The 14,414-nt window shown below is 31.7% G+C and carries 13 protein-coding genes; 4 read left to right on the forward strand and 9 right to left on the reverse strand.

Going from position 1 to position 14,414, the window contains the following annotated elements; translation table 11 throughout:
* Positions 1–5: 5 nt before the first annotated feature.
* Positions 6–1,076 (reverse strand): oligopeptide ABC transporter permease, encoded by a 1,071-nt coding sequence (gene opp3C / locus HMPREF2658_RS07925; protein ID WP_000829643.1) that lies wholly within the window; start codon positions 1,074–1,076, stop codon positions 6–8.
* Positions 1,076–2,002 carry an oligopeptide ABC transporter permease gene (gene opp3b, locus HMPREF2658_RS07930; RefSeq protein WP_000521533.1) on the reverse strand — a complete coding sequence of 309 codons (927 nt, stop codon included), beginning with the start codon at positions 2,000–2,002 and terminating at the stop codon, positions 1,076–1,078. The genes opp3C and opp3b overlap by 1 nt, the downstream gene beginning before the upstream one ends.
* Positions 2,003–2,244: 242 nt before the next feature.
* Here opp3b and HMPREF2658_RS07935 point away from each other — a divergent pair, with 242 nt between their 5' ends.
* On the forward strand, positions 2,245–2,616 hold the full coding sequence (locus tag HMPREF2658_RS07935; protein WP_000915164.1) for a DUF3899 domain-containing protein: 372 nt from the start codon (positions 2,245–2,247) through the stop codon (positions 2,614–2,616).
* Between the two features lie 54 nt (positions 2,617–2,670).
* Here HMPREF2658_RS07935 and fabF read toward each other — a convergent pair whose 3' ends face one another.
* Entirely contained in the window at positions 2,671–3,915 is a 1,245-nt protein-coding gene (fabF, locus tag HMPREF2658_RS07940; RefSeq protein ID WP_000081241.1) for a beta-ketoacyl-ACP synthase II, read from the reverse strand.
* Between the two features lie 11 nt (positions 3,916–3,926).
* Positions 3,927–4,868 (reverse strand): beta-ketoacyl-ACP synthase III, encoded by a 942-nt coding sequence (locus tag HMPREF2658_RS07945; protein WP_001100526.1) that lies wholly within the window; start codon positions 4,866–4,868, stop codon positions 3,927–3,929.
* A 294-nt stretch (positions 4,869–5,162) separates the two neighbouring features.
* Here HMPREF2658_RS07945 and HMPREF2658_RS07950 point away from each other — a divergent pair, with 294 nt between their 5' ends.
* Entirely contained in the window at positions 5,163–5,348 is a 186-nt protein-coding gene (locus HMPREF2658_RS07950) for a YjzD family protein (RefSeq protein ID WP_000682088.1), read from the forward strand.
* A 255-nt stretch (positions 5,349–5,603) separates the two neighbouring features.
* On the opposite strand, the gene HMPREF2658_RS07955 is transcribed toward HMPREF2658_RS07950, so the two are convergent.
* Positions 5,604–6,038: an MAP domain-containing protein gene (locus HMPREF2658_RS07955; RefSeq protein ID WP_000769691.1), complete on the reverse strand. Its 435-nt coding sequence runs from the start codon at positions 6,036–6,038 to the stop codon at positions 5,604–5,606.
* A 310-nt stretch (positions 6,039–6,348) separates the two neighbouring features.
* Positions 6,349–6,864 carry a YbhB/YbcL family Raf kinase inhibitor-like protein gene (locus HMPREF2658_RS07960; RefSeq protein WP_054194545.1) on the reverse strand — a complete coding sequence of 172 codons (516 nt, stop codon included), beginning with the start codon at positions 6,862–6,864 and terminating at the stop codon, positions 6,349–6,351.
* Positions 6,865–6,994: 130 nt separating this feature from the next.
* On the opposite strand from HMPREF2658_RS07960, the gene HMPREF2658_RS07965 reads away from it, so the two are divergent.
* Positions 6,995–7,864 carry a LysR family transcriptional regulator gene (locus tag HMPREF2658_RS07965; protein ID WP_001047063.1) on the forward strand — a complete coding sequence of 290 codons (870 nt, stop codon included), beginning with the start codon at positions 6,995–6,997 and terminating at the stop codon, positions 7,862–7,864.
* A gap of 58 nt (positions 7,865–7,922) precedes the next feature.
* Here the strand turns inward: HMPREF2658_RS07965 and clpB are convergent, their stop codons facing one another.
* The 3 genes from clpB to HMPREF2658_RS07980 form a co-directional block, all read right to left on the reverse strand.
* A complete protein-coding gene (gene clpB / locus HMPREF2658_RS07970; protein WP_000353969.1) occupies positions 7,923–10,532 on the reverse strand; it encodes an ATP-dependent chaperone ClpB in 2,610 nt (869 codons plus the stop codon).
* 202 nt (positions 10,533–10,734) lie between these two features.
* Positions 10,735–12,549, reverse strand: a complete 1,815-nt coding sequence (locus HMPREF2658_RS07975; protein WP_001044231.1) for an acyltransferase family protein — start codon at positions 12,547–12,549, stop codon at positions 10,735–10,737.
* Positions 12,550–13,128: 579 nt separating this feature from the next.
* The gene (locus HMPREF2658_RS07980; protein ID WP_000390575.1) at positions 13,129–13,437 is read right to left on the reverse strand and encodes a metal-sulfur cluster assembly factor; all 309 of its coding nucleotides are present in this window, start codon (positions 13,435–13,437) and stop codon (positions 13,129–13,131) included.
* Between the two features lie 113 nt (positions 13,438–13,550).
* Here HMPREF2658_RS07980 and HMPREF2658_RS07985 point away from each other — a divergent pair, with 113 nt between their 5' ends.
* Positions 13,551–14,375 (forward strand): Cof-type HAD-IIB family hydrolase, encoded by an 825-nt coding sequence (locus HMPREF2658_RS07985; protein ID WP_001182436.1) that lies wholly within the window; start codon positions 13,551–13,553, stop codon positions 14,373–14,375.
* The last annotated feature ends 39 nt before the right edge of the window (positions 14,376–14,414 follow it).

Below are 14,414 nucleotides of genomic sequence, written 5' to 3' on the forward strand. Positions count from 1 at the left end.
CCCTTTTATTTACGCATTTTCGGATCAAATGCATCACGTAATCCATCACTAAATAAGTAAAAGAATAGAATTAATAAACTTAAAATCATTGCTGGTATAAATAATTCATGTGGATAAATTAATAACATTGCACGTCCGTCATTGACTAATGAACCAAGAGATGTTTGAGGTGCGGGTACACCTATACCAATGAAACTTAAAAATGCTTCGAAGAAAATAGCACTAGGTACTGTAAACATTGATGTAACCACGATAGCACCTAACGTATTAGGTAAAATATGCTTAAATATCAATTTGAATTTTGAAGCCCCCAATGTTTTCGAAGCCATGACAAACTCTTGATTTTTCAATTTTAAAAATTCTCCACGTACAACTCTGCTCATGCCTAACCAGCCTGTGATAGACATAGCCAATATAATTGTCCAAATGGATGGTTCAAAAATTAATACAAATAAAATTACGACAATTAAATTCGGAATAGATGCTATGACTTCAAGTATACGTTGCATAATCGTATCGACACGTCCACCGAAGAATCCAGAAATCGCACCATATACAACGCCAATAAAAATATCTAACATCGCTGCAACAACACCGATAAACAATGAAATTTGAGCACCTTTCCATGTTCTTGTCCATAAATCTCGACCCAACTGATCAGTACCAAACCAATAATTTTCTTTAGCATTTGCTGCTTTATAAGCATCCTTGCCATCTGCATCTTTACCATCAAAAGGTAAAAATGGAACTTTGTCTAATACAGGTATTTTTGCCGGGAGATTTCTATGTTGTACATTTTGTTCAGCATAATCATGTTTATTTATAACTGGACCGATAAAAGCAAATATTACAATGATAATTAAACCTATCATACCGACAACAGCTAACTTATTTCGTTTTAACTGAGCCCAAGCATCTTGCCAAAAGTTTTTGCTTTCTCGTTGCATTTCAGGTTCCTGATTCAAATCTAATTTTCTAATAATAAAATCAGATGATGCGATAGCGTCAGAGGTATGCGTCATAGCTGCATTAGAATGATCGTCGTTAATCGACAAATTGTTTTTATTTTCAGCCATTATTTTTTACCTCCTTGAACACGAATTCGTGGATCTATCACACCGTACAAAATATCTACAATAAAAATAGAAACGATAAACAATGTGCTAAATAATAGTGTGATTGCCATGATTACTGAGAAATCATTTGTTGTAATTGAACGTACGAATTGATCCCCTAATCCAGGAACCCCAAAAATATTTTCAATTGTTAAAGTGCCTGTTAAAATACTTGCTAACATAGGAACGATAATTGTAATAATTGGAATTAAAGCATTTCTAAGTGCATGTCCAAAAAGTACACGCATTGTCGAATTACCTTTAGCTCTCGCTAATAAAATGTAGTCTGAACTTAATACCTCTATCATCTCTGCTCTTATGTATCTGGCGACAGTTGCTAAAACAGCTGCAGATAATGCAAGTGACGGTAATACCGCGGTCGAAAAACCTTCCCACCCAGCTACTGGGAACCATCTTAATTTAACTGCAAATACATATTGTAAAAGAACAGCAAGTACAAAAGATGGTACAGATACTGCAATAACTGAAATAACTGTAGTTGTATAGTCAACCCAAGAATTTTGTTTAGTAGCTGCTGCAACACCTAAAATAAGTCCCAGTATCACACCGATGAACATTGCTGTAAGTCCCATTTCAAAAGAAGGTAGTAGTCTCGGTTTAATCAAATCCCACACAGGTTGATTATGATATTGGAATGAATTACCAAAATCGCCTGTAACAACATTTTTTAAATAATGTAAATACTGCGTAGCTACAGGATCATTTAATCCATATTTTTCATTTAAAATTTCTTTTTGTTCAGCATTTAATTTAGCATCGTTAAATGGCGAACCTGGCATTAATTTCATTAAGAAAAATGTAATTGTAATAATAATAAATAAAGAAATAAGCATATAAATAAATCGTTTAAAAATATATTTCCCCATCTAATCCCCTCCTCTAACAAATTCCGATTTCTAAATTTCCATTCCCTTCAAAATTTTCTGAAATCTTAACTAATATTATATATACAATATTTACTATATATCAATATTTTTTTGCTTTAAACTAATGAAGAATGATTGATTTTAGAATTTCAATAAAGCTGAAGAAATTAAAAAATCATTCCTCATTGTCTCATTTTAATGTAAACTATGCGTAAGAGTTTTTTATATGTGGGAGTGATCAAATGTTGAAAAAATGGCTTGGAATGGCAGTAATAACCCCAATGTTAACGTTTATTATATGGGTTTTTAATAGCCATACTATCATTACATATTTAAATATATTGTTTTATGTTTCATTAATTATTTTTATTAGCATTTTTTTGATTTTACTTGTACAAGAAGGCATTTTTGATGCGACAAGTTATGGTTTTAGAAGATTAAAGTATCAAATGTCATCTTCGAAAAAGAAGAAGTCTATCTCTGATGATCCATTTTTCAACCCACAAGAGGTAAAAAAAGAGCATTACTTTGTTTCTACATGGATAATACCATTATTATTAATAAATATTTTATATTTTATTATGACGATTGTGCTGTCGCTCATCTTAGTATAAAGAAACTGAAAAAATCTTCAGTAACTAAAACAACGTTACTGAAGATTTTTATAATTATGCTTCAAATTTCTTGAATACTAATACTGCGTTATGTCCACCGAATCCTAAGCTGTTACTCATTGCATAAGTAATATCAAGGTCTTGCGCTTCATTTGGAACTATATCCAAATCACATTCTGGGTCTGGTGTTACCGCATGAATTGTCGGTGCGACTTTAGAGTTTTTAATTGAAAGCGCTGAGAAGATTGCTTCAATTCCACCTGTTGCACCAAGTAAGTGACCAGTCATTGATTTTGTTGAGCTAACTTTTAAGTGTTTAGCTGCTTCACCAAATGTATTTTTAATAGCTTTAACTTCATTTAAGTCACCAACAGGAGTACTTGTACCATGGGCATTTAAGTATTGTACATCTTTAGGTTCAATACCAGCATCATCCATAGCTGCTTGCATTGCTCTAGAACCGCCTTCACCTTCTGGAGCCGGTGCTGTAATATGATAAGCATCACCTGTAGTACCATAGCCAACTATCTCAGCATAAATATTGGCACCTCGAGCTTGTGCTGATTCTAATGATTCGATTACTAAAATACCAGCACCTTCACCCATAACAAAACCGTCTCTACCTTCTTGGAATGGACGACATGCTGTTTCAATGTCATCATTTGTAGAAAGCGCTCGACTTGCACTGAAACCTGCAATTGCCATATGAGTAATTGGTGCTTCTGTACCACCAGTAATCATTGCATCTGCATCACCGCGTTGCACAATTTTAAATGCTTCTCCTATTGAGTTTGTACCTGTTGCACATGCTGTAACTGTTGCACCATTTGGTCCTTTTGCACCTAAGTCAATTGATACTTGTCCAGTTGCCATATCAGGAATTAACATTGGTACGAAAAATGGACTCACACGTCTTGGGCCTTTATCCATTAATTGTTTATGTGCAATTTCAAATGTTTCCATACCACCGATACCAGAACCAATCCATACACCGATTCGATCTGCAGTATTTTCATTGATATCTAATTGCGCATCTTTAACAGCCTCTCTAGCTGCTACAATTGCATATTGAGTAAATCTATCCATACGACGCGCTTCTTTTTTGTCGATATGATCTTCAATATTAAAGTTTTTAAGTTCTCCTGCTAAGTGAACGCTATAAGGTTCAGTATCGATACGTGTAATTTTATCGATACCATTTACGCCTTTTAGAGCATTCTCCCATGTTGTTTTGACATCATTACCGATTGGAGAAAGGGCTCCCATACCTGTAATAACTACTCTTTTATTTTGACTCATTCGTTATCCTCCTATTTTCCCCATTTTATTGTCATTGCGCCCCAAGTTAGGCCGCCACCGAATCCGACAAGAACAATTGTATCATCATCTTTGAGTTTACCATTTTTTAATTCTTGATCGATACTTAAAGGTATTGACGCAGCTGAAGTATTTCCATATTTATTTACAGAAACACTCATTTTGTCTTTTGAAATACCTAAGCGTTCTCTTGCTGATTCCATAATTCTAATATTAGCTTGATGAGGAATAAATAAATCTATATCATCTGATGTTAAATTCGCTTTTTCAACTACACGTGTTGATGCATCACCCATAATTCTAACAGCAAATTTAAATACTTCTCGACCATTCATTTTCAGTTTACCAGTATCTTTATCTAAATATAAATGTTTACCACCAGTGCCATCAGAACCCATTTCATAACTAATAATACCTCTACCTTCTGAAACTTCACCGATGATAACCGCACCTGCACCATCTCCAAATAGAACTGCAGTAGAACGGTCAGTTAAATCTGTTATTTTAGATAATTTATCTGCACCGACAACTAAAATATTATGATAATCTCCAGATTGAACATATTGTTTAGCTGTAATCATTGAATACATAAATCCAGAACATGCTGCAAGTTGATCCATAGAGGCAACTTTGCCCGTCCCTAAACGTTCTTGCAACATATTTGCGACAGTTGGAAATGGCATATCTCCAGTTGCTGTGGCAACAATTATCATATCTATATCTTCGGGCTGAATACCAGCGTCAGCGATCGCTTTTACACTTGCTTCATATGCTAAATCTGAAGTATCTTGATCGTCATCTGCCCAATGTCTTTCTTTAATTCCAGTCATCTTAGAAATCCATTCATCAGATGTATCTAAAAATTGCTCAAAATAGGCATTGTCAATAATCTTTTCTGGTGCATATGCACCAAAACCTTTAATACCCACGTTCATAGTTGAACACCTTCTTAATAAAATTTTTAATACCAGGTATTAATTTAACATAGATTACTTTTTAAACTCAAGTCAGAGATAGGAATATTGACTAGTTAATAAAATTTTAAAGCTTTATTATCGTCAAATTTCAGTATGAAATTGGTTTTAATGGGCTTAAATTAGAATAGCCATTCAGATAAAATCATTTATTTAAACTGTATAATATGGTCAAAATATATGAGATGTTACTATACAAATTTCTAACTTTCACTTAAAATAAAATATATATAATTAAAGTGGAGGTAGAATGACATGAAACACCTCGTAACATTCTTTTGGGCATTATTATTAATGCAAATGGTTAACTTTGTACTTAATAGCCTAGTAGGTGGAGACAGCTTAAATTTAGTGAATCCAATTATCATGGCAGTATTGTTCACGATTTTCACAGCAATTTTTGCTGCAGTAATTAAACCGCCGAAAGATTCATCACAATAACTATTTAGTATAAAATGAAATATGTCTTTCTTATTATTGAAGCTGCCCAGATAAAGGCGGCTTTTATTTTTGGCCATTAATGTTTTGTATTTTGAATATTTTAAAACTCAATGACCTCTATCCCATCACTTTTAAATATAGAAAAAGCCTTAATACAAAGATGTCATTTACGAGTAATCTTTGTATCAAGGCAATTATATTATAATCATCACTGTAAAATTAAATGCTTCATGTTGAATTGATAATTTTAAGTGTTTATTTAGTTTTTACATTAACATCAATTTGTTTAATTGAATTTGAATCAAACAAGTTTGCTGTATAACTATCTTTCTTTAAATCCACTTCTTTTTTACTGCCATCTTTCCAAGTAATCGTGTAAACGGCTGATTTTGCATTTCGAATCTTCTCAGGTGTTACACCACGTTCATCATATAATAAAGCTTTAACTTTATTTCCTAAATCTAAATATGATAATTGGCTATCTTTTGGTAAATTTAAGTAAGATTGATTGAAAGCCATAATGCCATCTACTGCAATTGTATATGGAACATTTTGCATTTCTTTAGCTTTTTGAGTTGCCGGTAGTTTGTCCTTTTCTGCTGCAGATACCTCATTACTTGCCACAGTAGCGCCAGTCGTTGCGATCATGCCCAGTGCCAAAGTTACAGTTATAAATGATTTTAATTTCATATAATCTCTCTCCTTTGTGAGTTAAAGTATCTTACAAAATCAATATAACACAAATCTAAAAGTTTCAAAAATTATAAGTATGTGAATTGTTTACTTGTTTTTAAAAATTAATTTTAATAAATCTAAAATCTATAATTGTTAATACTTTCTATTTTTTCAAATAAATTCATATTACAATAACTAAGTTTACATTTCTTAAATTTAATTACTTCTTTGCATTATAGCGAACGCCGTACCTAATATATAAATTAAATCCCTTGTTTCTTCATACTTTTAATTGAACAATTTTATATTGATGAGATATTTAGTATTAAATTTTTCTTCCAATAAGGTTAATACTTGTTTGATCAATTTTATGTTGATTTACTTCTTTTAAAAATTCATTCAAGTAGAACCCATTCTTCAAATTTAAAGAATGATCTAACGCATAAACTGTTAATTCGTATTGATGATCTTTATCAGGTGGTGTTGGTCCTACATAGTGATTTTCTATTTCTGAAAAATCTTCAGCCAACAACCCACTAGTAAAGCTATTTTTACCTTGTACATAGTCACCCTTTGTTCTTGATAAATCTGCTTTTATAGAAATTAAATTGCCACTAACACCTACATTAGCAACACTCCAATGAATCCATGCAAAGCCACACACAGGAATTGCATCATAGTCAATTAAAGACCAAGCAAGATATTTAGTCCCTTCCGGTAATTCAGTTACTTCAAATGGAAATGATTTAATTGGATTCCCGTTAATAGAATCACTCACATCTGCACCTGCTGCGTATTCATATGGTATATTGTTCCCTTTAAATTCAGTTTTTATTTTCATGTTGCTCTCTCCTTGTAAAATTTTTTATTCATTCAGCCTTAACCTCTGATATAATATTAATATTATTTTTATGCATTAAAAATTAAATATTATCTAATGAATCATTAACTTTTTTGAAAGAGGTAAGTTCATGAATTTGGATTGGTACTATACATTTGTCATTTTAGCGAAGACGTTAAACTATCGATTAGCTAGTGAAGAAATTAATCTAACTATACCTTCTATACATAAGCAAATTAAAAATTTAGAACAGCATCTCAATGTGAAACTATTTGAAACTTATAAAAATCAAATTATCTTGACTGAAGATGGTCATACATTTCTTCCAATTGCACAAAGTTTTATTGAACAATATGAAAGTGGCATCAAACATATCCAACTTAAAAAAACGATGTTTCAATCGAAATTAAATGTTGTCGTGTCTTCATATATCGCGACATTCATTATGCCCAAATTTTTAAAATCATTCTTTAACGAGCATCCTTTTATCGATGTTTCTCTTCATGTCAAAAATGAAAATATTGAAAAAGATATTAATAATCATACGTATGATATTGGGATTAGCAGAAATCAACCTAAACTAAGAGAAGTTCATTCTGAAAAAGTATGCGAAGGTAAAATTGTATTGATTGCTCCCAATAAAGAGAATAATCATCTTCTAACTGAGGCATCTTTATTTGAAAAATACAAAATAATAAGTGATAACCATCCAGAATATTGGTCATCACTTAAAAATAATATTTTAAATATTTATGAAAAAGCACAATTTCTATCTATCAATGATGTGCATACTTCAATTAAATTAATCGAAATGAATCAAGGTATATCATTCCTGCCTATTTATATAACAACAAATAGTGATTACAATATTTTGGTTATTAACACGAAAATTTTACAAGCACCTATTTCATTTACATATATATACAGCCAAAAAGAAAGTCCAGAAATATTGGCGTTTATTAAATCATTTAAAAAGTATATTGCCAATGAACAATTATAATAAATTTCAAATCTAAAAAACCAAGAATGCGATTAATCATCACATTCTTGGTTCAATTTTATTCATGAATTTTTTCAACATTAAACGTTAAGTTATTGTCTGAATTTAAATTAACTTTAATAGTTGTACCTTCTGGGAATCCTTCTTTAATCATCATACGTGCTAATGGTGTTTCAATTTGGCGTTGTACAAAACGTTTTAATGGTCTTGCACCGTATTGAGGTTCATAAGCTTCTTGACCTAGCCAAGCTTTAGCATCATCAGAAACTTCAATTGAGATTCGTTGTTCTAGTAATCTTATATTTAATTGCGTTAATATTTTGTCTACAATCATACTCATATCATCAATAGATAAAGGTTTAAATAATACGATGTCATCCATACGATTCAAAATTTCTGGTTTGAAATATGCGTTTAAACTTGTCATAACAGCTTTTTCTGTTGATTCTGTAATTTCACCAGTCTCTTTTACGTTTTCTAATAAAACCTGAGATCCAATATTACTTGTCATAATAATAATAGTATTTTTAAAATCAACGCTACGTCCTTTAGAATCAGTTAAACGGCCTTCATCTAAAATTTGCAATAATACATTAAAGACGTCAGTATGCGCTTTTTCAACCTCATCTAATAAAATAACTGAGTATGGATTACGACGAACCGCTTCAGTTAATTGACCCCCTTCATCATGTCCAATATATCCTGGAGGTGCCCCTATCAATCTTGATACTGCATGTTTTTCCATATATTCACTCATATCGATACGAATCATATGTTTTTCAGAATCAAATAATGATGCAGCTAATGATTTAGCTAATTCAGTTTTACCTACCCCAGTTGGACCTAGGAATAAGAAACTACCAATAGGTCTGTTTGGATCTTTAATACCTGCTCTAGCTCTAACTACTGCATCTGAAACCAGGTCAACCGCTTTATCTTGACCTACAACACGTTTATGCAAGATATCACTTAAGTGAAGTAATTTTTCACGTTCTGTTTCAACTAATTTTGAAACTGGTATGCCTGTCCATTGGCTGACAATATCGCCAATTTCTTCGTCTGTTACAACTTCACGAATCATTCGATCTGTATCTTCACCTTGCTCATCTTGGAAATTATCCTCTAATTCTCTAAGTTCTTTTTCCAATTGAGGAATTGTTCCATATTGTAGTTCAGCAGCTTTTTCTAAATTGTTATTTGTTTGTGCATCTTCCAACGCTTGTCTACTTTCATCTAGTTGCGCACGTTTTTCTTGTAAATTTGCTATTTTTTCTTTTTCTGATTCTACACGAGATTGAAGTGCTGCTTGTTTCTCTTTTTCATTGGCAAGCTCTTCTTGTAGTTCTTGTAATCTCTGTTTGCTCGCATTGTCAGATTCATTTTTAAGTGCGCTTTCTTCAATTTCTAATTGCATGACACGTCTATTAACTTGATCCAATTCAGTTGGATTTGATCCCATTTCCGTACGAATTGTTGCACATGCTTGGTCAACTAAATCAATCGCTTTATCTGGTAAAAAACGATCAGTGATGTAACGATCAGACAATTCAGCGGCAGCAACTAAGGCTCTATCTTGAATACGCACACCATGATACACTTCATATCGTTCTTTTAAACCACGTAAAATTGAAATTGTATCTTCAACATCAGGCTCACTAACTGCTACTTTTTGGAAACGACGCTCTAATGCCGAATCTTTTTCAATATATTCTCGATATTCATTTAAAGTTGTTGCACCAATACAATGTAACTCTCCTCGTGCTAACATTGGTTTTAGCATGTTGCCTGCATCCATGGCACCATCTGTTTTACCAGCACCTACAAGCATATGGATTTCATCAATAAATAATATAATTCTACCATCAGACTCTTTAACTTCTTTTAGGACTGCTTTTAATCTCTCTTCAAATTCACCACGATATTTAGCGCCCGCTACTAATGCGCTTAAATCTAACTCAAAAACAGTTTTATCTAATAATGATTCTGGCACATCTTTCTTAACTATACGTTGCGCTAATCCTTCAACAATTGCAGTTTTACCAACACCTGGTTCACCAATGAGCACAGGGTTGTTTTTAGTTTTACGACTTAAAATACGAATCGTATTTCGAATTTCTTCATCTCTTCCTATAACAGGATCCATTTTACCTTGTCTAACTTCTTCTACTAAGTCGCGGCCATATTTAGCTAATGCTTCGTAATTAACTTCTGGATTTTGTGATGTCACGTGATTTCCCCCTCTTACTTTTTTAATAATTTCTTTGATAACTTCTACTTTATTATTTATATAATGTTTTGTTGTTTGATCAATGTCCATTGCCGAACGTAAAATATGCTCCATTGAAATATATTCATCTTCATATTCTTTCATGTATGATTCAGCCTTAGTTATCAATTGGTTTGCTTGTTGGCTAATATATTGACCATATTGTATATTGTCACCTTCTACAGATGCATACGTGTTTAGTTTGTCTACATAAGCTTTGTTTAATTGATCTACCTCAATATTTGCTCGTTCTAAAATACTTTTATATAAGCTTTCACTTTCATTTAAGGCAGCGCTTAAAATTGCCTCAATTTCTATATTTTGTAATTTATGTTGCTGACTCAGTTCAACTGCTTGTTGTAAAGCACTTTGAACAGCATATGTCATTTTATTTATATCCATTAATTTCACCTCTAATTTGTAGAGTTGGTCAAGTTGCACTTTTGACTTTGACTTTCTTTGATCTTAATTATATTATAGTCCCAATATAATCATTTATCAACTCTTTTACACTTAAATTTCCTAATATTTGTAAATAATTTTTTGAATTAAAAAAATCTAGCTAATGTTACGTTACACATTAACTAGACTTATTAAACATATGTTATTTCTTTTTAAGTGCTTTTAATATTTCATCTTTTAAAGCTAGAACTCCTTTGTACTCTAAATGTACACCGTCTGGTGCAAAATATTCACTATGTCCTTGTGATCGCTTATACCAATCAATTAATGTGACATTGGACTTTCGTTTCGCCGCGTCAGCTAATAATCGATTTACATTTGCCTCATAAATTCTTGGAACACGTGTATTAACTAAATAAATCTTGGCTTTTCCAAATTGATTAAGTAAATCGTCGAGCTGTTTGACAGTAAAGTCGCCATTTGTACCTAATTCTAATACGACTTGATCAGATGATTTTTTATATTGTGAATAATTCGCTTTAACTAAAGGTAAGGTTTGATACAATTGACGCCCTACTTTTCCATCAATTCTAGACTTAGGAACTGATGACTTAAATGACTCACCGATATCAACCATTACTGAATCACCGATTAAAAGAGGTTTAATATTATTATATACGTCGGAAGATTCCTTTTTCTTCTCACTTACTAAGCCATCAATGTGAATGTTATCAATTGGTGCTATCCGCATTAAATAATTATCTTCAATAGTGGTATCAAAGCTATTCGCTTTTTCTCCTATAATGTCTTTACCATATTTATTGAATGCACCTACTAAAATCAACATAAATGGAATTAACAAGGTTACTACAATTGCCATTCTTATAAATTGTGGTATATAAGAAGGTCGCCAATTTAAAGCTTTAATACCTTCTTTTCTAAATGGAGTTTCTATAAAGCGATATGATAGCTCTGCAAATATAATTGTTAAACTTATATCTATAAAGTACACATATACAGGTATCTGTCCGTCTACATAGTAACTATGTACGAAACTAATTACTGCAAAATGCCATAAATATAGACTGTAAGACCTTTTCCCGATAAATACTAACACTGGATTTGAAAATATTTTCGCTATCCATGTAGATGGATGAACGACACTGGCAATAATAAATAACGTTAATATGGATATTAAATAGAAACCACCATCATATATCCAATTCGTCTCATCATTAATAATGAAAAATAATAATATAAGTACTATAAATGATAAACTACCTATGCTATCAATAACATATTTTACAACTTTAGGTGGATCATTTTTCAATTTAAACGGTGGCCATAAAAAAGCTAAAATAACACCCAGTAACAATGTCTGTAATCTTGTATCTGTTCCAAAATACACTCGTGAATGATCCCCATTAATACTGTAGATAAACATCATTAACCCTAAAGAAATTATAGATACTCCCCAAAAAATAAATCCTATTTTGTATCGCTTTTTAATTGTTAACAATAATGTAACCAAAATAACTGGGAAAAATATGTAAAACTGTTCTTCAATTGCTAAAGACCATAAATGCTTTAATGGCATAAATGAAAATTGCTCAAAATAATTAACATCTTTTGCTATATACCACCAGTTTGATACATAAAATATCGCAGCAATAATATCATGTTTAACCCTAATGATATTATCTGATTTTAATAATAAGGTTGCTGTCCCTACAACCATTAATAAAACTATGACTGCTGGTAATAAACGTTTTAAACGACGTATCCAAAAGCTTTTCAATTTAATGATACCTGTGTCATCATACTCTTTGAGTAATAAGCTTGTAATTAAATAACCAGAGATCACAAAAAATGTATCCACACCTAAAAAGCCACCTGTCAACCATTGCTTATTTAAGTGGTAAATAATAATTCCTAGAACAGCGATTGCCCTCAAACCATCGAGCCCTGGCATATATCTCATTTTCTTATATTTTGTAAAACCCTTTGTTTTGTTCATTTTTGCATTCTTCCCTTTTAAAACTGTTCTTCTTAGATGCTTAATTAAATTTAGTTATGCTGTTTAAAAGAATATTGAAATGCATATGTATATTATTGAATTACGACATCATCAAAATCATATTGACTAAAATACTGTTAAATTAAAAAAATTACCAATGATGATTCTTATTTCGAAATCCAATTTGTAATGCAACTCGGCAACTTAAAAACTATGAAGTATTATGTATTGTAATATAACTGTAATATAAATTCAATTTATTATAGAAATTTTCAAGAAAATATTCAACTAGGAAATGAATTGTGCACTCTTAGAAGTGCAAGTCACTGTCTTAGTTCATATTTTTGAAACAAGTTAGATATAAATTTTCAAAATAAAATCAGAACCTAGAACGTAAATAAGGCTCCCTTCAATGTCTACTTTGAAGGGAGCTTATTCACAATGAATTATACTCTACAATGTTATATTGACTGCGGGACCCCAACACAGAGAATTTCGAAAAGAAATTCTACAAGCAATGCAAGTTGGACGCGGAGCCCCAATTGGGTTTCCATTTTCTACAGGCAATGCACGTTTATGTTAGCTCACACCAAGTGCAATCTTAGCGTAACGTGACATCATATCTTTTGTCCAAGGTGGACTCCATACGATATTCACTTCAGTATCCTGAATTTCAGGAATCTCTGCTAATACTGTTTTAACTTGATCAATAATTTGAGGTCCCATTGGACATCCCATTGATGTTAAAGTCATATCAACTGTACATACGCCTTCATCATCAACATTCACTTTGTATACTAAACCTAAATTAACGATATCAATTCCTAATTCAGGGTCAATTACCATTTCTAATGCACCTAAGATACTATCTTTCAATGCCTCTTCCATCCATATCACCTCTTTAATGTCATATTATTCATAATATATCAAATATCCGACAAAACGCCAATAAAATGCTATGATGTATCTATATGAACTAAGCAACTTATGAGGAGAGAGATATGCAACCACATTTAATATGTCTAGACTTAGACGGAACATTATTAAACGATAACAAAGAAATTTCATCATATACTAAACAAGTATTAAATGAATTACAACAACGTGGACACCAAATTATGATTGCGACTGGCAGACCTTATCGTGCAAGTCAAATGTATTATCATGAATTAAATTTAACGACACCAATTGTTAATTTTAATGGCGCTTACGTACATCACCCTAAAGATAAAAACTTCAAAACTTGCCATGAAATTTTAGATTTAGGCATCGCACAAAATATTATTCAAGGATTACAACAATATCAAGTATCGAATATTATTGCAGAAGTAAAAGATTATGTTTTCATTAACAATCATGATCCAAGATTATTTGAAGGTTTTTCAATGGGTAATCCAAGAATTCAAACTGGTAATTTACTTGTCCACTTGAAAGAATCCCCTACCTCAATTTTAATTGAAGCCGAAGAAAGTAAAATACCTGAAATCAAAAATATGCTTACTCATTTTTATGCCGATCATATTGAGCATCGACGCTGGGGCGCACCATTCCCTGTCATTGAAATTGTAAAACTTGGAATTAATAAAGCGAGAGGTATTGAACAAGTTAGACAATTTTTAAATATTGACCGAAATAATATTATTGCATTCGGTGATGAAGATAATGATATAGAAATGATTGAGTACGCGCGTCACGGTGTTGCTATGGAAAATGGTTTGCAAGAACTTAAAGATGTAGCGAACAATATTACATTCAACAATAATGAAGATGGCATTGGTCGATATTTGAATGATTTCTTTAATTTAAATATTAGATATTACTGTTAATTTATAACTAATCATTTTATAATATTTTAAAACAATAGG

The organism is Staphylococcus sp. HMSC062H10 (genome assembly GCF_001836945.1).
Classification (GTDB): Bacteria; Bacillota; Bacilli; order Staphylococcales; family Staphylococcaceae; genus Staphylococcus; species Staphylococcus aureus.